This is a genomic window from Solibacillus sp. FSL W7-1324, assembly GCF_038008025.1.
In the GTDB taxonomy this organism is placed as follows: domain Bacteria; phylum Bacillota; class Bacilli; order Bacillales_A; family Planococcaceae; genus Solibacillus.
On sequence record NZ_JBBOYH010000001.1, the window covers coordinates 2,685,185 to 2,702,500 of the forward strand.

10 protein-coding genes, 40 tRNA genes and 2 rRNA genes (1 of these 52 running past the window's edge) are annotated in these 17,316 nt (G+C 43.9%); 2 read left to right on the forward strand and 50 right to left on the reverse strand.

Annotated elements, in window-relative coordinates; translation table 11 throughout:
* Positions 1–68 precede the first annotated feature (68 nt).
* A complete protein-coding gene (locus MKY71_RS13235; protein ID WP_340732914.1) occupies positions 69–1,061 on the forward strand; it encodes a metal ABC transporter solute-binding protein, Zn/Mn family in 993 nt (330 codons plus the stop codon).
* Positions 1,062–1,116: 55 nt separating this feature from the next.
* On the opposite strand, the gene MKY71_RS13240 is transcribed toward MKY71_RS13235, so the two are convergent.
* The 5 genes from MKY71_RS13240 to MKY71_RS13260 form a co-directional block, all read right to left on the reverse strand.
* Complete coding sequence (locus MKY71_RS13240; protein ID WP_340732916.1) at positions 1,117–2,553, reverse strand: o-succinylbenzoate--CoA ligase; 1,437 nt, start codon at positions 2,551–2,553, stop codon at positions 1,117–1,119.
* Positions 2,554–2,630: 77 nt separating this feature from the next.
* Positions 2,631–3,455, reverse strand: coding sequence for a 1,4-dihydroxy-2-naphthoyl-CoA synthase (gene menB, locus MKY71_RS13245; RefSeq protein ID WP_008408141.1), 825 nt, complete (start codon positions 3,453–3,455; stop codon positions 2,631–2,633).
* Between the two features lie 21 nt (positions 3,456–3,476).
* Complete coding sequence (gene menH / locus MKY71_RS13250; protein WP_340732917.1) at positions 3,477–4,289, reverse strand: 2-succinyl-6-hydroxy-2,4-cyclohexadiene-1-carboxylate synthase; 813 nt, start codon at positions 4,287–4,289, stop codon at positions 3,477–3,479.
* Positions 4,271–6,004, reverse strand: coding sequence for a 2-succinyl-5-enolpyruvyl-6-hydroxy-3-cyclohexene-1-carboxylic-acid synthase (gene menD / locus MKY71_RS13255; RefSeq protein WP_340732918.1), 1,734 nt, complete (start codon positions 6,002–6,004; stop codon positions 4,271–4,273). Before menD ends, menH begins: the two co-directional genes overlap by 19 nt.
* Positions 5,997–7,379, reverse strand: coding sequence for an isochorismate synthase (locus MKY71_RS13260; protein ID WP_340732919.1), 1,383 nt, complete (start codon positions 7,377–7,379; stop codon positions 5,997–5,999). The genes menD and MKY71_RS13260 overlap by 8 nt, the downstream gene beginning before the upstream one ends.
* Before the next feature lie 241 nt (positions 7,380–7,620).
* Between MKY71_RS13260 and MKY71_RS13265 the strand changes: the two genes are divergently transcribed.
* The gene (locus tag MKY71_RS13265) at positions 7,621–8,538 is read left to right on the forward strand and encodes a 1,4-dihydroxy-2-naphthoate polyprenyltransferase (RefSeq protein WP_339172758.1); all 918 of its coding nucleotides are present in this window, start codon (positions 7,621–7,623) and stop codon (positions 8,536–8,538) included.
* Positions 8,539–8,579: 41 nt separating this feature from the next.
* Here the strand turns inward: MKY71_RS13265 and MKY71_RS13270 are convergent, their stop codons facing one another.
* The 45 genes from MKY71_RS13270 to MKY71_RS13490 all read right to left on the reverse strand — a co-directional run.
* Positions 8,580–8,924, reverse strand: a complete 345-nt coding sequence (locus MKY71_RS13270; RefSeq protein WP_339172760.1) for a TraR/DksA C4-type zinc finger protein — start codon at positions 8,922–8,924, stop codon at positions 8,580–8,582.
* Positions 8,925–8,988: 64 nt separating this feature from the next.
* Positions 8,989–9,747: a MerR family transcriptional regulator gene (locus MKY71_RS13275; protein ID WP_340732921.1), complete on the reverse strand. Its 759-nt coding sequence runs from the start codon at positions 9,745–9,747 to the stop codon at positions 8,989–8,991.
* A gap of 105 nt (positions 9,748–9,852) precedes the next feature.
* Positions 9,853–10,479 (reverse strand): NUDIX hydrolase, encoded by a 627-nt coding sequence (locus MKY71_RS13280; RefSeq protein ID WP_340732922.1) that lies wholly within the window; start codon positions 10,477–10,479, stop codon positions 9,853–9,855.
* Positions 10,480–10,554: 75 nt separating this feature from the next.
* Positions 10,555–10,626: transfer RNA gene (locus MKY71_RS13285), tRNA-Glu, on the reverse strand.
* Between the two features lie 2 nt (positions 10,627–10,628).
* Positions 10,629–10,719 (reverse strand) — tRNA-Ser (locus MKY71_RS13290).
* 13 nt (positions 10,720–10,732) lie between these two features.
* Positions 10,733–10,808 (reverse strand) — tRNA-Asn (locus tag MKY71_RS13295).
* Positions 10,809–10,814: 6 nt separating this feature from the next.
* Positions 10,815–10,891: transfer RNA gene (locus MKY71_RS13300), tRNA-Ile, on the reverse strand.
* 11 nt (positions 10,892–10,902) lie between these two features.
* Positions 10,903–10,976 (reverse strand) — tRNA-Gly (locus MKY71_RS13305).
* Between the two features lie 3 nt (positions 10,977–10,979).
* Positions 10,980–11,055 (reverse strand) — tRNA-Phe (locus MKY71_RS13310).
* A 5-nt stretch (positions 11,056–11,060) separates the two neighbouring features.
* Positions 11,061–11,136 (reverse strand) — tRNA-Asp (locus MKY71_RS13315).
* A 3-nt stretch (positions 11,137–11,139) separates the two neighbouring features.
* Positions 11,140–11,214, reverse strand: a tRNA-Met gene (locus tag MKY71_RS13320).
* A 44-nt stretch (positions 11,215–11,258) separates the two neighbouring features.
* Positions 11,259–11,351: transfer RNA gene (locus MKY71_RS13325), tRNA-Ser, on the reverse strand.
* A 20-nt stretch (positions 11,352–11,371) separates the two neighbouring features.
* Positions 11,372–11,448, reverse strand: a tRNA-Ile gene (locus MKY71_RS13330).
* A gap of 7 nt (positions 11,449–11,455) precedes the next feature.
* Positions 11,456–11,529 (reverse strand) — tRNA-Met (locus tag MKY71_RS13335).
* Positions 11,530–11,556: 27 nt separating this feature from the next.
* A tRNA-Ala gene (locus MKY71_RS13340) sits at positions 11,557–11,632 on the reverse strand.
* 8 nt (positions 11,633–11,640) lie between these two features.
* Positions 11,641–11,717: transfer RNA gene (locus MKY71_RS13345), tRNA-Pro, on the reverse strand.
* An 8-nt stretch (positions 11,718–11,725) separates the two neighbouring features.
* A tRNA-Arg gene (locus MKY71_RS13350) sits at positions 11,726–11,802 on the reverse strand.
* A 19-nt stretch (positions 11,803–11,821) separates the two neighbouring features.
* A tRNA-Leu gene (locus MKY71_RS13355) sits at positions 11,822–11,910 on the reverse strand.
* 6 nt (positions 11,911–11,916) lie between these two features.
* A tRNA-Gly gene (locus tag MKY71_RS13360) sits at positions 11,917–11,991 on the reverse strand.
* 48 nt (positions 11,992–12,039) lie between these two features.
* Positions 12,040–12,124: transfer RNA gene (locus tag MKY71_RS13365), tRNA-Leu, on the reverse strand.
* A gap of 21 nt (positions 12,125–12,145) precedes the next feature.
* A tRNA-Lys gene (locus tag MKY71_RS13370) sits at positions 12,146–12,221 on the reverse strand.
* A gap of 6 nt (positions 12,222–12,227) precedes the next feature.
* Positions 12,228–12,303: transfer RNA gene (locus MKY71_RS13375), tRNA-Thr, on the reverse strand.
* 10 nt (positions 12,304–12,313) lie between these two features.
* A tRNA-Val gene (locus MKY71_RS13380) sits at positions 12,314–12,389 on the reverse strand.
* 1,017 nt (positions 12,390–13,406) lie between these two features.
* Positions 13,407–13,478: transfer RNA gene (locus tag MKY71_RS13385), tRNA-Glu, on the reverse strand.
* 2 nt (positions 13,479–13,480) lie between these two features.
* Positions 13,481–13,571 (reverse strand) — tRNA-Ser (locus MKY71_RS13390).
* Positions 13,572–13,585: 14 nt separating this feature from the next.
* Positions 13,586–13,661: transfer RNA gene (locus tag MKY71_RS13395), tRNA-Asn, on the reverse strand.
* A gap of 6 nt (positions 13,662–13,667) precedes the next feature.
* Positions 13,668–13,744, reverse strand: a tRNA-Ile gene (locus tag MKY71_RS13400).
* Positions 13,745–13,755: 11 nt separating this feature from the next.
* Positions 13,756–13,829, reverse strand: a tRNA-Gly gene (locus tag MKY71_RS13405).
* A 3-nt stretch (positions 13,830–13,832) separates the two neighbouring features.
* Positions 13,833–13,908, reverse strand: a tRNA-Phe gene (locus MKY71_RS13410).
* A gap of 5 nt (positions 13,909–13,913) precedes the next feature.
* Positions 13,914–13,989: transfer RNA gene (locus MKY71_RS13415), tRNA-Asp, on the reverse strand.
* A gap of 3 nt (positions 13,990–13,992) precedes the next feature.
* Positions 13,993–14,067, reverse strand: a tRNA-Met gene (locus tag MKY71_RS13420).
* Between the two features lie 44 nt (positions 14,068–14,111).
* Positions 14,112–14,204 (reverse strand) — tRNA-Ser (locus MKY71_RS13425).
* A 20-nt stretch (positions 14,205–14,224) separates the two neighbouring features.
* Positions 14,225–14,301 (reverse strand) — tRNA-Ile (locus MKY71_RS13430).
* A 7-nt stretch (positions 14,302–14,308) separates the two neighbouring features.
* Positions 14,309–14,382: transfer RNA gene (locus MKY71_RS13435), tRNA-Met, on the reverse strand.
* A gap of 27 nt (positions 14,383–14,409) precedes the next feature.
* A tRNA-Ala gene (locus MKY71_RS13440) sits at positions 14,410–14,485 on the reverse strand.
* A gap of 8 nt (positions 14,486–14,493) precedes the next feature.
* Positions 14,494–14,570 (reverse strand) — tRNA-Pro (locus MKY71_RS13445).
* A gap of 8 nt (positions 14,571–14,578) precedes the next feature.
* Positions 14,579–14,655: transfer RNA gene (locus tag MKY71_RS13450), tRNA-Arg, on the reverse strand.
* A 19-nt stretch (positions 14,656–14,674) separates the two neighbouring features.
* Positions 14,675–14,763 (reverse strand) — tRNA-Leu (locus tag MKY71_RS13455).
* A 6-nt stretch (positions 14,764–14,769) separates the two neighbouring features.
* Positions 14,770–14,844, reverse strand: a tRNA-Gly gene (locus MKY71_RS13460).
* A gap of 46 nt (positions 14,845–14,890) precedes the next feature.
* Positions 14,891–14,975: transfer RNA gene (locus MKY71_RS13465), tRNA-Leu, on the reverse strand.
* A gap of 21 nt (positions 14,976–14,996) precedes the next feature.
* Positions 14,997–15,072 (reverse strand) — tRNA-Lys (locus MKY71_RS13470).
* Between the two features lie 6 nt (positions 15,073–15,078).
* Positions 15,079–15,154 (reverse strand) — tRNA-Thr (locus tag MKY71_RS13475).
* A gap of 10 nt (positions 15,155–15,164) precedes the next feature.
* Positions 15,165–15,240 (reverse strand) — tRNA-Val (locus MKY71_RS13480).
* A 9-nt stretch (positions 15,241–15,249) separates the two neighbouring features.
* A 5S ribosomal RNA gene (gene rrf / locus MKY71_RS13485) occupies positions 15,250–15,365 on the reverse strand.
* Between the two features lie 164 nt (positions 15,366–15,529).
* Positions 15,530–17,316 (reverse strand): 23S ribosomal RNA (locus tag MKY71_RS13490) (it continues 1,142 nt past the right edge of the window).

Sequence of the window (17,316 nt, forward strand, 5' to 3'; positions counted from 1 at the left end):
TCCTGTATGATTGAAAATGTTCAAAAATACAAATCGTAATTATTACTATTTAAGGAGATTTACTTATAATGAAAAAATGGTTTTCAATCATTTCGATGTTTACGCTAATTTTATTATTAGCTGCTTGTAATGCAGAGGATACTAAAAAAGATAAAAACGAATCACAGCAAAATGGAGATGCCCTTTCGGTTTATACTACCGTTTATCCATTACAGTATTTCACAGAGCAAATCGGTGGAGAGTACGTTGATGTCTCTTCTATTTATCCTGCAGGTGCAAATGAGCATTCATTTGAACCAACCCAAAAAGACATGATGGCTTTAGCAGATGCGGATTTGTTTTTCTACATCGGTCTTGGACTCGAAGGGTTTGTTGAAAATGCGCAGAAAACTTTGGCCAATGAAGATGTAAAATTAGTAGCTACTGCTGCTGATGTAACGGAAGATCAGCTTCACATTTCAACAGGTCATACACATGCCGAGCATGAGGAACATGATGACCACGGGCATGATGACGGAGAAGAGCATGCACACGAAGAACATGATGCGCATGTATGGTTATCCCCGGTTATTTCACAGCAGTTGGCATTAACGATTAAAGATGAGCTTGTTGCTGCATTACCGGAACATGAAGCAACTTTCAATTCTAACTACGAGCAATTATTAACAGAGCTTGCAGCATTACATTCAGACTTTGAAGAGATGGCTGCCGCTACGACGAATAAAACATTCTTTGTATCGCATGCAGCATTCGGCTATATTGCGGGACATTACGGTTTCAATCAAGTTCCTGTCGCTGGTCTTAACTCACAAAGTGAACCTTCGCAAAAGGAATTAACGGCAATTGTTGATTTAGCAAACAAAGAAGATATCCAGTATATTTTCTTCGAGCAAAATGTTTCATCTAAATTAACGGAAATTATTCAAAAAGAAGTAAATGCAGAAACATTAACATTGCATAATTTAAGTGTTTTAACAAAAGAAGATATCCAAAACAATGAAGACTACTTTACATTAATGCGTAAAAATATGGATGTCCTCAAACAAGCTTTAAGCAATTAATCATACAAAAAGGTCCAAGCATTCCATGTTATGCTTGGACCTTTTCATTTCTTTATCACTCTTCCAACAGCTGCATCAGCTTTCTTCGCAAAAGCTTATTGGAGCCGCTTCGAGGTAAATGGTGAACAAAGTGAACTTGCTTCGGGACTTTATAATTTGCTAAATGCTCTGTACAGAAGTCGATGATTTCTTGTTCTGACATCTGTTTTTTTGAAACAATAAAAGCAACAGGTACTTGCCCCCATTTGTTATGCTCCATTCCACAAACACCCGCCTCTTTTACATTTGGATGTCCGAGAAGTATGTTTTCAATTTCAGCCGGATAAATATTTTCACCACCTGAAATAATCAAGTCACTGCGGCGATCGACGACATATAAATAACCTTGTTCATCTAAATATCCGACATCCCCTGTATGGAGCCAGCCATTAGTAGTCGTCGGTTTGTCTTTAAATCGGCCGATATATTTCGGTGTTACATGAGGTCCGCGGATTAAAATTTCACCTATGGATTCCCCGTCTTTTGCATCAATTTTTACTTCATTGAAGAACAGCGGCTTGCCGGCAGATCCGATATGTGTCATGGCATCCTCGTTTGCCAATGTTGCGGTTTGAGAAGATGTTTCCGTCATGCCGTAAGTTTGGGCAACACGTAACTCCAGTTTTTCTGCACGTTTTAAATAATCGACAGGAACCGGACCGCCTCCTGCCAAAGCGGTTGTAAATTGAGGATGCGCTTTTTGTCCAACCCGTTCCATTTCGGAAAGGATATTTTCAAGAATGACCGAAACGACCGACATTTTCGTAACGGTACCTTCGATAATTTCCTGAGCACATTTTTCAGCATCGAATTTTTCATATAAACGTATTTTCATCCCATATAGCAATGAACGGACGACAATCGAAAAACCACTTATATGAAAAATCGGAACAGTACAAAGCCATGTATCGTTCTCTGAAATACCTAAGTTCAATGCCGAGCTGACTGCGCTGGAACTATGGTTTGAAACCGTTTGGCAAACACCTTTCGGAAATCCTGTTGTTCCGGATGTATACATGATTGTCAGTGCAAAGTCCTCATCCCACTGTGCTGCAATCTCATATTTCGATTCTGTTGTCTCATAGAGCTTGGAAAATGGAATGATCCGGGCATCATCAGGAAGTTTGGCAAGCTCTTCATCGGCTACTAATATCGCATCCACTTCTGCATCTTCAACTTGATACGCAAGCTCCTGTTTTGCAAGTCTTCCATTTAGCAGCACCATCTCGCATTGTGCCTGCATACATCCATAGAGCAGTTCGATTAAAGGCGGTGTAGACGGTGCTAAAATTGCTACCCGCTTTCCACTTGTTAAACGAAGTGTATTTAATTTATAGGCTAAGCTGACAGACTTTAAATAAAGCTCTTTAAACGTCCATTGCTCATCATGAAAGCTCAGTGCGATTCGATTCGGTGTTAAATAGGCGCGTTGCTTTATCCAGTTTGGCTGCATCCCTTTTTCCTCCTATCGTAAAGAAAAGGGATGTCCAAAGTTTTCGGACATCCCTTTTGAATAGTATAACGAACAAATCAAGGGAAACGTGGGAATTGACCGAAGTCTGGTTTACGTTTCTCTTTGAATGCATCGCGGCCTTCTTTTGCTTCATCAGTAGTGTAGTAAAGAAGTGTCGCATCACCAGCAAGCTGTTGGATACCAGCTAAACCGTCTGTGTCTGCGTTCATTGCAGCTTTTAAGAAACGTAATGCTGTTGGAGACATTTCAAGCATCTCTTCACACCATTTTACTGTTTCATCTTCTAACTGCTCATATGGTACAACTGTGTTTACTAAGCCCATTTCAAGTGCTTGCTGCGCATCGTACTGACGGCATAAGTACCAGATTTCACGAGCTTTTTTATGTCCTACGATACGTGCTAGGTAACCTGAACCGTAACCAGCATCGAATGAACCGACTTTAGGACCTGTTTGGCCGAAACGTGCATTTTCTGCAGCGATTGTTAAGTCACATACTACGTGCAGTACATGGCCGCCGCCGATCGCATAACCTGCTACCATCGCTACAACCGGTTTCGGAATTTTACGGATTAATGTTTGTAAGTCTAAAACGTTTAAGCGAGGAATTTGGTCATCGCCTACATAGCCGCCATGACCGCGTACTTTTTGGTCGCCGCCTGAGCAGAATGCATGCTCGCCTTCACCTGTTAAAATAATTACACCAACACGCTCATCATCACGAGCACGTGTGAAAGCATCGATCATTTCCGCTGTTGTTTTTGGACGGAAAGCGTTGCGAACTTCTGGACGGTTAATCGTAATTTTTGCGATTCCGTTATAGTATTCATACTTAATATCTTCGTAAGTATGTAAAGATGTCCATAGACGTTGCTTTGTCATATATATTGCCTCCTAATTCGGTTATGAAATCGTTTCCTTTACTATTGTAGCAAACTTTGTCGGATTTTCCACATGAATTGCGTGGCCAACTGCTGGAATAATAAGATGATTTGCTTTTTCGATACGCTCTTGCATTTCATTGTTTAATTGCACGAATTTTTCGTCAAGCTGACCGGTAACGAGTGTTACAGGCATTGTTAATGTATTAAGCTTACCCCAAAGTTCGGGCATTACACCTGTTCCCATGCCGCGCAGACTGTTTGCAAGCCCGATTTCTCTCTGCTGTATGCGCTCTGAACGGATTTCCTGCTGTACATCTGGAAGAAGTCTTTTTTGAGAAGCAAACAGCGGGATATTCTCCCACTTATTTACGAATGATTCAATCCCATTTGCAAGTATCTTTTCCGCAAGTGTATCATCCGCCTGTTTTCGTGTAGTACGCTGCTGTTCTTCCACTAGTCCTGGGGAAGCACTTTCCAAAAGCAAATGCTCAATTCCAGACGGATAACGAACCGCATAGCTCAGCGCTACACGTCCTCCCATTGAATAGCCTACCAGCGTAAAAGTATCTAGCTTTAATTGTTGAAACTGTTCATGCAGCAGTTCCACTTGAAATGCCATCGAGTACGATTCAACAGTAGTCGGTGCTGCTGTTTTACCATGTCCGATTAGATCAACTGCAATACATCGGATGTTTGAAGGCAGTAGCGAAACAATCTTTTTCCATGTATTTGTGCTCCCTGTAAAACCATGAAGAAATACAACCGTTTGAGTTGCCTGTTCATTCCACTGTTCAATATGCACATCCAACCCTTTTACAGTGAAGCGAGCCATTGTTCCATCACCTCATGAATCCGCGCCCACAGCTGTCGATGCTGCTTCACATTCTCTTCCCGATCTGTGAAAGCTTCGATCAGTTTAATCGATGTTTGTTTATCCTCAGACAATGCAGCCGTAAATTGTTCCAATGATGTTGCTTTTACGTAATCCAGCTCATACATTTTGGCCATTTGTTCGAATGTCAATGCAGTCGGTGTACCGAAAAGATCTTCATAATGCTCCTCTACCTTCGATTGCGGTAAATACGAGAAGATGCCGCCCCCGTCATTATTCATGACAAGTACCGTTAAATCGCACTCCTGATAACGGCTTGCAACAAATGCATTGGCATCATGCAAAAATGCCAAATCACCAATCAATAAATACGTTTTGCGGTTTTTTCGGCCATTACTGAAGCCCAGTGCTGTAGATGTTACTCCATCGATCCCATTTGCTCCGCGATTTGCGAAAATTTGAACAGGACGATTTTGTGTAAGTAAAAATGTATCAATGTCACGTATCGGCATACTGCTGCTAACATAAATGTCGGCGTCCTCCTCAATACTTGTAAGGAATGCCTGTACCATTGCCCCTTCATCATCGGCAAATTCACTATACTTTTCAATGACATCAGCAGCTAGTAAATCTGCCATTTTCCAAAATTGAACGTATGCCATTTCTGCTCGAGAGTGCGCTAACTTCACATCCGACAGCCATTCTCCTGGCAAGGCATGAATGAAATGTGTCGACATATGAGTAGAATCCCTATACATCGGATCTTCGTCGATGACAATATAGCTTTGCGGTTTTGCCTGTACGATAAACTGCATTAAAAATTTGGAAACAGGCTGTGCTCCGAAACGAATGACCGTTTCTGGTCGAACATTTCGTTTGAATCGCTCATTTTTCATCAATGCATCATATGTAGTAATCGCATATATTTGGCAATCCTCCGGTATTTCTGTGCGCAGGTTTGATAAGCTTTCAATCATTACCGGCCATTTCACTTCACGAATAAAATCCCATAAATGTTCCGTGTTCGTTCCTAGCGGCAATTCTCCTACGATCAGAATTCCGTTCGTTGTTTGTTCGATGATTTCTGTCAGTTCAGCTACCGCTTGCTTGGCAGGCTGAAGTTCATTTGTATAGCTTTTAATATAGCTTGATGCTGGCAATGTTTCCGCAAAATCGATAATCAACGGTTCACGGAACGGGATATTCAAATGGACCGGTCCAAATGGTGCTGTCGTTGCAATATTTACTGCACGGACAGTATGGCGTTCGATAAACGGAAGCGTTTGCGGTGCCTCATCCGGAATCGGAAATTCTGCCGACCATTTCACATTTTCCCCATATAAACGTACTTGATTGATCGTTTGAGGTGCTCCTACTTCACGTAATTCATGCGGACGGTCTGCTGTTAAAACAATTAGCGGCACTCGGGCATATTTTGCTTCGACAATGGCCGGATAGTAATTGGCCGCTGCTGTTCCAGAAGTACATACGAGTACGACCGGTTTTGCAGTCGATTTAGCTAATCCCAGCGCGTAAAAGGCTGCTGCCCGTTCATCGACTTGACGATGCATTTCGATTTCCTTCGTTGACGCAAATGCATAGGCAAGCGGCGTAGAACGGGAGCCGGGACTTACGACAACCTGCTCTACACCAGACGCTACTAATGCTGATACTATTGTATATACATAATTGGATAATACTTCACGATCATTCATGTAACTGGCCTCCTAAAGCTCGAAGCATTGGTCGGAATTTCACGAGAGTCTCTTCATATTCCGATTGCGCTTCCGAATCTTCGACAATGCCTCCGCCTGCATATAAATACGCTTTATCCTGTACTAATGCAGCCGAACGAATTGCTACTGCAAACTCGCCATTTCCATCGGCATCCAGCCAGCCGATTGGAGCCGCATACAGACCTCGGTTCATCGGCTCATATGTCCGGATGATTTCCATTGCCTGTTCACGCGGAACACCGCCTAAAGCTGGTGTTGGATGCAAATGTTTCACAAGCTGCAAAATCGTTGCATCATCATTTAACTGTCCTTCAACCGGTGTATATAAATGCTGAATATCACGGATTTTCAATAGCTTCGGTCCATGCGGAACTTTTACTTCCGTACAATTTTTATTAAATGTATCCGTAATCATCTCCACAACATAATGATGCTCTCCAAGATTTTTCAGATCGCTCAGCAACGTTCTCCCTAATTCCTCGTCAGCTTCAGCTGTTGTACCGCGCTTAATCGAGCCCGCTACACATGAAGAATAGGCACGACCGTTATCCACCTTCACTAAACGTTCCGGTGAAGCACCGTAAAACAGTAAATCACCATGCTCCAAGCCAAACAAATAGCTCTCCGGCTGCTCATGTACGACATGCGACAAAATTTGCGGAGATGTAATCGTTTCCTCAAATTGCAATGCTAAAGACCGGGCAATAACAACCTTTTGCGCTTCGTTTGCTTTGATGAGGCTTGTCACTTTATTGATGGAATTTAAATATTCCTGCTTATAAGGTTCCATATAGCTTGTCATCTTCGGTTTCGGATAAGTTTTTACTTCCTTCACCTGTGCTGCATGGATGAGTTCATCACGTTCCTTACGAAGTGCTTCAAATGTTTTCGCACTATTTTCCTCATCCGTAATATAGTTAATTGTTACATACGCTTTATCATTACGAATAACTAACTGATGTGTTGCGACAGTAAAATAGCTTTGCGGGAAGTTTGTCCATTCTGCCGAAACTTCATTTTGCGGATCAAAAGTAAAACCGCCGAAAAGGATTGGCTGCAGATGCTGATCTTCCTCTATGATTTGACTCGTCAGTTTTTTCCATTCACGTTCTACTAAATCGAAACGGGCATCAGATGCATTGTTTTCGATTGTATAGGCATGACCTAAACCAACCAATGTGAAGGTTTTTTCACGATTTTGCCAGTAGTTGCGTTTTCCTTTATATTTCGATTCGCCCGCAGCAAAAAATGCCAATGCGGATAATCGGCTTACTTCGATTGTTTCCATATAAAAAATTTGCTTTGAATTTGAGCCTACTTCTATTTCAGTGGCGTTGTACCACTTGTGTTGCATGAAAATTCCCTCCGTCATGTTGCAAATTCACTAAGTATGATGCAAGTATAGCGTTATTTTAATACGTGCCTGAATTTTTATATAATTTGCTTATTTTTTTGCGTTCGCGCAGTAAATAATACGTTCCTATCATAACATTTTTCGAGCAAACGTTACATGTATTGTCCCTTCACTCTGTTCAATTTGTTTTATTTGCATTACAATAGTTTAGATAATTGTATTTAGTTAGGAGCGTTTTTTTATGACAAAAGTCGTTGAAGCGGACACGGGTTTTAAAGTTTGGTGGCATTTAACACGTCCCCACACATTAACAGCTTCATTTGTACCTGTATTATTAGGTACGTCTATGGCACTTTCTATAAATCATGAAACAATTCATTTTGGACTGTTTTTTGCAATGCTTATTGCCAGTATGCTCATACAGGCAGCAACCAATATGTTCAATGAATATTATGATTATAAACTTGGCCTGGATAATGAAAATTCAGTCGGTATTGGAGGCACAATCGTCCGACATGGTGTAGCACCAAAAACTATTATGGCTATTGCGCTAAGTTTTTACGGTATCGCAATGCTATTAGGCGTTTACATATGTGCCATGACATCCTGGTGGCTTGTTGCTGTCGGTCTTGTATGTATGCTGATCGGCTATCTGTATACTGGCGGACCGTATCCGATTGCTTATTCACCGTTCGGAGAGCTAGTTTCAGGGGCAGTAATGGGGATGGGGATTGTTCTGATTGCTTTCTTTATTCAAACAGGCGATGTAACAGCTGATGCTGTAATTATCTCTGTGCCGAGTATGATTTTAGTCGGAGCGATTATGCTTTCAAATAATATCCGGGATATTGTTGGAGATACAGAAGGCGGACGTAAAACGATGGCCATTTTAGTTGGCCGACATAACGCAGTAACTGTACTGGCCGGTTTCTTTATTGTTTCGTATATTTGGATCATTGTTCTTATCGTTCTAGGTCATTTGACACCATGGGCACTGCTTGTATTATTAAGCGTGAAAAAACCGATTGAAGCGATTAAATTATTCCGAGCAAAAGAAAAACCGCTGGAAGTAATGCCGGCAATGAAATATACAGCCCAAACAAACACGATTTTCGGTTTCTTGTTGGCTGTAGGTCTATTAATTTCATATTTCATTTAAAACTAAAAGAGGTATGTTGAACAGTCAACATACCTCTTTTATTATTCTGCCACTTCTTCTACATGGTCAATACATGTTAAAGCTGTCGGAACCGCTTCTAAACGCTCAAAGGGAATCTCTTTTCCACATACGATACATTCCCCGTATGTGCCCTCATCCATAGCATTTAAAGCTGTTTGAATTCTTTCGATTTCGTCTTCCTTCAGTTCACTTAATGTTTTTTCCGTAACAATTGTCGTTAAATCAGTTGCTGCATCTGCCGGATGATTATCAACTGCCGTTATTTCTGTTTCATCTAAAGATGGTTCTTCATTAACATGCTCCTGCAATGTCGCAAGTTCCTCTTCTAAAACGCTACGTAATTGTTGTAATTGATTGATATCCATATTAAATCCCCCTTTTTCCATTAATAAAATATTACCTTTATGGGGATTTCTAAAACATCTTTTCTTATTTGTTCGCTGCATAAACAGTGATTACATCATGCAAAAATTGTGTAGCTCCAGGAGCGACACGCTCATCATAGTAAGCAGTGAACCGGTCATCGCTTACATACATCTGTGCTAGGCCTATATGTGCTTCAGGAGTATATTTTGCCCAGGAGAAGCTTAACCAGCGTTTATGAAGTTCCGCTGCTTCCATTGCTATGTCTGATGTTACATCCCCGGACACAAGCGCTTCTTTTAAACGTTCAAATAGTTGTTGTTCCAGTTGCTGCATCGCATTATATTGTTCTTCTGTCATATCCCTGAATTTTTTATTGCTCGTTTCCACTTGAGCTTCACCGTATTTATCACGTATTTCCTGACCGTAGCTCTTTTCATTTTCTTCGATCAATTTGTTTTTAAATACGTCAAACTTCTGTTCATTTGTCATCTTAAGTTCCCCTTCCATCATTTGGATTGTTTGCTCTATCGTTATTAGTAAGTCGTCGATATATTGTCTTTTCTTTTGTAGTAGCTCGAATTGTTTTTTCAGTGCTTCTTTTACTTTATAATCAGGATGATCGAGCAATTTCTTTATTTCTTCTAACTTAAAATCAAGCTCCCGGTAAAATAGTATTTGCTGTAACCGGTCAATATCGTCTTGGCTGTATTGCCGGTAGCCATTTTCCGCAACAGCAGAAGGCCTCATCAAGCCGATTTCATCGTAATATCGCAGTGTGCGTGCACTCACACCCGAAAGTTTGACCAGTTCATTAATTAGCACATGATCACCTCCTAATTAGTACTATAAAGGTTGACGCAACGTGAAGGTCAATAGTTAATTATATTTTCTTAATTATTCTAAAAAAAGAAGCTAACCTAAGTGTTTTCAGGTTGCTTCAATTAACATCTTTTTCAATCTCGGGATAAACTCCTGCAAATAGCTTTCGGGCAGTGCAGACATTTGTTCTAGTCCGATCCGTTTCACTTCATCATGACGTAAATCATTTACGTATTTATAACCGGATACTTCGATTTCCTTTATTTTATGTGTCGCAAGCAATATAAATTGGTTTAAGTTAGCAGAGTATATACCATCAAGTTCTTCGCGTTGAAGAGTAAACTGCTCAATTCCTCCTGTTAACACATATACAAATACGTTTGCAAACTCATAATCCTTTATTTTTTCATTGTCTATACTGTACGGGATGACTCCAAGTGACGTTAATTGCGAAAACATTACGTTAATCCCTACTTCTTCCTTTAATTCGCGTACACCGTCCTCAATCGTCTCCGTTGCCGGTATATGACCAGCTGCGGTGATATCAAATTGGTTTGGGTAATCCTTTTTATTTTTGCTTCTCAGCTGTAAATAAATGCGCCATTCTGAATTTGTTTTTTCAATAACCCAGCAATGAAACACTTCATGCCAATAACCTTTTGCATGAATGAGTTTACGTTGTTCAATGCCCGTTTCCTTATAATATTGATCAAATACTTTTAAACGTTCATTCACAAGATCCGCTCCTTTTATACAAAAAAAACGCTAAGCACATGTAACAGTACTTAGCGTTCTTCGTTTTCCTATGTATGACCCGTACGGGATTCGAACCCGTGTTACCGCCGTGAAAGGGCGGTGTCTTAACCACTTGACCAACGGGCCGATGGCGGAGACAGAGGGATTTGAACCCTCGCGCCGCTTACGCGACCTACACCCTTAGCAGGGGCGCCTCTTCAGCCTCTTGAGTATGTCCCCAAAAATAGAAAAATGGCTCCGAAGGCAGGACTCGAACCTGCGACCTGCCGGTTAACAGCCGGATGCTCTACCAACTGAGCTACTTCGGAATAATATGGTGGGCCTAAATGGACTCGAACCATCGACCTCACGCTTATCAGGCGTGCGCTCTAACCAGCTGAGCTATAGGCCCTATTTAAAAACTGGAGCGGGTGATCGGAATCGAACCGACAACATCAGCTTGGAAGGCTGAGGTTTTACCACTAAACTACACCCGCATATGGTGGGTTTGGACGGAATCGAACCGCCGACACTTAGAGCTTCAATCTAATGCTCTACCAACTGAGCTACAAACCCACAAATGGCGGTCCCGACCGGGATCGAACCGGCGATCTCCTGCGTGACAGGCAGGCATGTTAACCGCTACACCACGGGACCATTTGGTTGCGGGGGCAGGACTTGAACCTGCGACCTTCGGGTTATGAGCCCGACGAGCTACCACTGCTCCACCCCGCGATAATATGATGTTCAACCTGTTTTCAGTACCCAGTTTGTAAAAATGGAGGAGGTAGAGGGATTCGAACCCCCGCGCGGTGTTACCCGCCTGTCGGTTTTCAAGACCGATCCCTTCAGCCAGACTTGGGTATACCTCCATTATTATTAGTACGTTAACTGGTGGACCTTACAGGACTCGAACCTGTGACCGGACGGTTATGAGCCGTCTGCTCTAACCAACTGAGCTAAAGGTCCTTTAAGATGGCGGCAGAGGGAGTCGAACCCACGACCTTTCGGGTATGAACCGAGTGCTCTAGCCAACTGAGCTACACCGCCAGGATCTTTATTTTGGTTACAAAATTATGGTGGAGCCTAGCGGGATCGAACCGCTGACCTCCTGCGTGCAAGGCAGGCGCTCTCCCAGCTGAGCTAAGGCCCCATAAATGATGGTCGGAATGACAGGATTCGAACCTACGACCCCTTGGTCCCAAACCAAGTGCTCTACCAAGCTGAGCTACATTCCGAAATAATATGGCGCGCCCGGCAGGAGTCGAACCCACAACCTTCTGATCCGTAGTCAGACGCTCTATCCAATTGAGCTACGGGCGCATATTGTTTATTGTAAAGATGGTGCCGAGGGCCGGAATCGAACCGGCACGGTGATCACTCACCGCAGGATTTTAAGTCCTGTGCGTCTGCCAGTTCCGCCACCCCGGCATTTTTTGGAGCGGAAGACGAGGTTCGAACTCGCGACCCCCACCTTGGCAAGGTGGTGTTCTACCACTGAACTACTTCCGCAAAATGCTTAAGATATTTTTTTACTCTGACAGTAATATGAAATTAAAATGGTGCGGGTGAAGGGAGTCGAACCCCCACGCCTTGCGGCGCTAGATCCTAAGTCTAGTGCGTCTGCCAATTCCGCCACACCCGCTAAGCAGTATAAAATATAAACTGGTGAGCCATGAAGGACTCGAACCTTCGACCCTCTGATTAAAAGTCAGATGCTCTACCAACTGAGCTAATGGCTCTCTAAATGGTGCCGGCGAAAGGAGTCGAACCCTCGACCTACTGATTACAAGTCAGTTGCTCTACCAACTGAGCTACACCGGCAGTTTAGAAATGGTGGAGGATGACGGGCTCGAACCGCCGACCCCCTGCTTGTAAGGCAGGTGCTCTCCCAGCTGAGCTAATCCTCCAATGGGTCTTTGCAAGTTACTCTTTTGTAACCGCATGTCCTTTCTCTTAAGGACAAGATTTATATTATCATTACTTTTTTTATAATGCAATACTTTTTTTGAAATTATTTTTATAAAATATATTTTTTTCTATTTTTTCCATAATTCCATTGAGGTTGCACATGAAAACGTTTACTTAGTATAACGAAATTCTAATATGTTTGACTAATTTTATCAAGACTTGTTTTTAATATTTATAAATCATTCTGATATAATTATTAACATTACTGATAAATATCAAGTGTTTTAGAATATACGACTTCTTATTTATACATTTTATCAACTAAAACTGTCAAGGAAATGTCCATACATTTACCATTATTTTTTAGTCTATATCTTTTATTATTTCATCCTAATGTTTTTTCAATATATTCTCTATCTCTATAGTATTCTCCATTTTTCCTATGTTATTCTATAATAATATTATTCATAATTAAATGCTTTGAAATGGGTATATTCTTTAGATGGATTTATGCATACGGCAGCTTTATTTGGGGTTCAACGAATCAGATAGTAAATCCTTGTTATTCACCTTTTGAATTGCTTTTTACAATGGTATTGGGGATTTAATACCTCTATTCATAGACTATAGGGATAAGTAGGTTTATTCCCCCTCTAATTTGCTTTAACTGAACTACTTCTATGGTTAATTAATAACTGGACAATCCCTTCTACATTTCCGCTCCTGCCTTCTAGCATATTCTCCTTTAATCATGCATCCTTCAACATAGTGATCGAAAAAATATGCTTTTTTAGCTACACTAATAAAATAATTCATTTAAAGAAGATAACTGTTGTGGGTTAATTGGAAAATTATATTTCAACTTAGTTTTTATATCTTTGAACAATATACTATTGTATAAGAAATTATTAGTTCTTTGAGTATTGCAGCATTGTTTATTATTTTTATAGAGCTTTTGACGCAAAAAAACGCTAAGTACATGTAACAGTACTTAGCGTTTTCCGCTTTTCTATGTATGACCCGTACGGGATTCGAACCCGTGTTACCGCCGTGAAAGGGCGGTGTCTTAACCACTTGACCAACGGGCCGATGGCGGAGACAGAGGGATTTGAACCCTCGCGCCGCTTACGCGACCTACACCCTTAGCAGGGGCGCCTCTTCAGCCTCTTGAGTATGTCCCCAAAAATAGAAAAAATGGCTCCGAAGGCAGGACTCGAACCTGCGACCTGCCGGTTAACAGCCGGATGCTCTACCAACTGAGCTACTTCGGAATAATATGGTGGGCCTAAATGGACTCGAACCATCGACCTCACGCTTATCAGGCGTGCGCTCTAACCAGCTGAGCTATAGGCCCTATTTAAAAACTGGAGCGGGTGATCGGAATCGAACCGACAACATCAGCTTGGAAGGCTGAGGTTTTACCACTAAACTACACCCGCATATGGTGGGTTTGGACGGAATCGAACCGCCGACACTTAGAGCTTCAATCTAATGCTCTACCAACTGAGCTACAAACCCACAAATGGCGGTCCCGACCGGGATCGAACCGGCGATCTCCTGCGTGACAGGCAGGCATGTTAACCGCTACACCACGGGACCATTTGGTTGCGGGGGCAGGACTTGAACCTGCGACCTTCGGGTTATGAGCCCGACGAGCTACCACTGCTCCACCCCGCGATAATATGATGTTGAACCTGTTTTCAGTACCCAGTTTGTAAAAATGGAGGAGGTAGAGGGATTCGAACCCCCGCGCGGTGTTACCCGCCTGTCGGTTTTCAAGACCGATCCCTTCAGCCAGACTTGGGTATACCTCCATTATTATTAGTACGTTAACTGGTGGACCTTACAGGACTCGAACCTGTGACCGGACGGTTATGAGCCGTCTGCTCTAACCAACTGAGCTAAAGGTCCTTTAAGATGGCGGCAGAGGGAGTCGAACCCACGACCTTTCGGGTATGAACCGAGTGCTCTAGCCAACTGAGCTACACCGCCAGGATCTTTATTTTGGTTACAAAATTATGGTGGAGCCTAGCGGGATCGAACCGCTGACCTCCTGCGTGCAAGGCAGGCGCTCTCCCAGCTGAGCTAAGGCCCCATAAATAATGGTCGGAATGACAGGATTCGAACCTACGACCCCTTGGTCCCAAACCAAGTGCTCTACCAAGCTGAGCTACATTCCGAAATAATATGGCGCGCCCGGCAGGAGTCGAACCCACAACCTTCTGATCCGTAGTCAGACGCTCTATCCAATTGAGCTACGGGCGCATATTGTTTATTGTAAAGATGGTGCCGAGGGCCGGAATCGAACCGGCACGGTGATCACTCACCGCAGGATTTTAAGTCCTGTGCGTCTGCCAGTTCCGCCACCCCGGCATTTTTTGGAGCGGAAGACGAGGTTCGAACTCGCGACCCCCACCTTGGCAAGGTGGTGTTCTACCACTGAACTACTTCCGCAAAATGCTTAAGATATTTTTACTCTGACAGTTTTATGAAATTAAAATGGTGCGGGTGAAGGGAGTCGAACCCCCACGCCTTGCGGCGCTAGATCCTAAGTCTAGTGCGTCTGCCAATTCCGCCACACCCGCTAAGCAGTATTAAATATAAACTGGTGAGCCATGAAGGACTCGAACCTTCGACCCTCTGATTAAAAGTCAGATGCTCTACCAACTGAGCTAATGGCTCTCTAAATGGTGCCGGCGAAAGGAGTCGAACCCTCGACCTACTGATTACAAGTCAGTTGCTCTACCAACTGAGCTACACCGGCATTTTAGAAATGGTGGAGGATGACGGGCTCGAACCGCCGACCCCCTGCTTGTAAGGCAGGTGCTCTCCCAGCTGAGCTAATCCTCCAATATTCTAGCGAAGCGACGTCCTACTCTCACAGGGGGAAGCCCCCAACTACCATCGGCGCTAAAGAGCTTAACTTCCGTGTTCGGTATGGGAACGGGTGTGACCTCTTTGCCATCATCACTTCACTTGCACATGGATGTGCTGGCGTCTACGTTACCACAGGACGTGGTGCTTTTAGTAGACGTTCCTTAATTGGCTTCCAATCCACTAGTGTGTCTTGAAACCCTTGAAAAGAATTTTCATTCTTTCAAAACTGGATAAACGTTTCATTGAGTTTGTGCAATAAAATGTGGTTAAGTCCTCGACCGATTAGTATTCGTCAGCTGCATGCGTCACCGCACTTCCACCTCGAACCTATCTACCTGATCGTCTTTCAGGGGTCTTACTTACTTGCGTAATGGGAAATCTCATCTTGAGGGGGGCTTCATGCTTAGATGCTTTCAGCACTTATCCCGTCCATACATAGCTACCCAGCGATGCCTTTGGCAAGACAACTGGTACACCAGCGGTATGTCCATCCCGGTCCTCTCGTACTAAGGACAGCTCCTCTCAAATTTCCTACGCCCACGACGGATAGGGACCGAACTGTCTCACGACGTTCTGAACCCAGCTCGCGTACCGCTTTAATGGGCGAACAGCCCAACCCTTGGGACCGACTACAGCCCCAGGATGCGATGAGCCGACATCGAGGTGCCAAACCTCCCCGTCGATGTGGACTCTTGGGGGAGATAAGCCTGTTATCCCCGGGGTAGCTTTTATCCGTTGAGCGATGGCCCTTCCATGCGGAACCACCGGATCACTAAGCCCGTCTTTCGACCCTGCTCGACTTGTAGGTCTCGCAGTCAAGCTCCCTTATGCCTTTACACTCTACGAATGATTTCCAACCATTCTGAGGGAACCTTTGGGCGCCTCCGTTACTCTTTAGGAGGCGACCGCCCCAGTCAAACTGTCCGCCTGACACTGTCTCCTACCCCGCTAAGGGGCATGGGTTAGAAGTTCAATACAACCAGGGTAGTATCCCACCGACGCCTCCTTCGAAGCTGGCGCTCCGAGATCTCTGGCTCCTACCTATCCTGTACAAGTTGTACCAAAATTCAATATCAGGCTACAGTAAAGCTCCACGGGGTCTTTCCGTCCTGTCGCGGGTAACCTGCATCTTCACAGGTACTATAATTTCACCGAGTCTCTCGTTGAGACAGTGCCCAGATCGTTACGCCTTTCGTGCGGGTCGGAACTTACCCGACAAGGAATTTCGCTACCTTAGGACCGTTATAGTTACGGCCGCCGTTTACTGGGGCTTCAATTCACAGCTTCGCTTGCGCTAACCGCTCCTCTTAACCTTCCAGCACCGGGCAGGCGTCAGCCCCTATACGTCACCTTACGGTTTTGCAGAGACCTGTGTTTTTGCTAAACAGTCGCCTGGGCCTATTCACTGCGGCTTCTCTAGGCTATGCACCCAAAGAAGCACCCCTTCTCCCGAAGTTACGGGGTCATTTTGCCGAGTTCCTTAACGAGAGTTCTCTCGCACACCTTAGGATTCTCTCCTCGACTACCTGTGTCGGTTTGCGGTACGGGCACCTCTCACCTCGATAGAGGCTTTTCTTGGCAGTGTGAAATCAGGAACTTCGCTCATACGAGCTCGTCATCACAGCTCAACGTTAAAGTATGCGGATTTGCCTACATACACGCCTTACTGCTTGAACACGCGCAACCAACGGCGTGCTTACCCTATCCTACTGCGTCCCCCCATTTCTCAAACGGTGAGGAGGTGGTACAGGAATATCAACCTGTTGTCCATCGCCTACGCCTATCGGCCTCGGCTTAGGTCCCGACTAACCCTGAGCGGACGAGCCTTCCTCAGGAAACCTTAGTCATACGGTGCATGGGATTCTCACCCATGTTTCGCTACTCATACCGGCATTCTCACTTCTAACCGCTCCACCAGTCCTTCCGGTCTGACTTCAACGCTGTTAGAACGCTCTCCTACCACGCATACTCAAAGTATGCATCCACAGCTTCGGTGAATCGTTTAGCCCCGATACATTTTCGGCGCAGCGTCACTCGACCAGTGAGCTA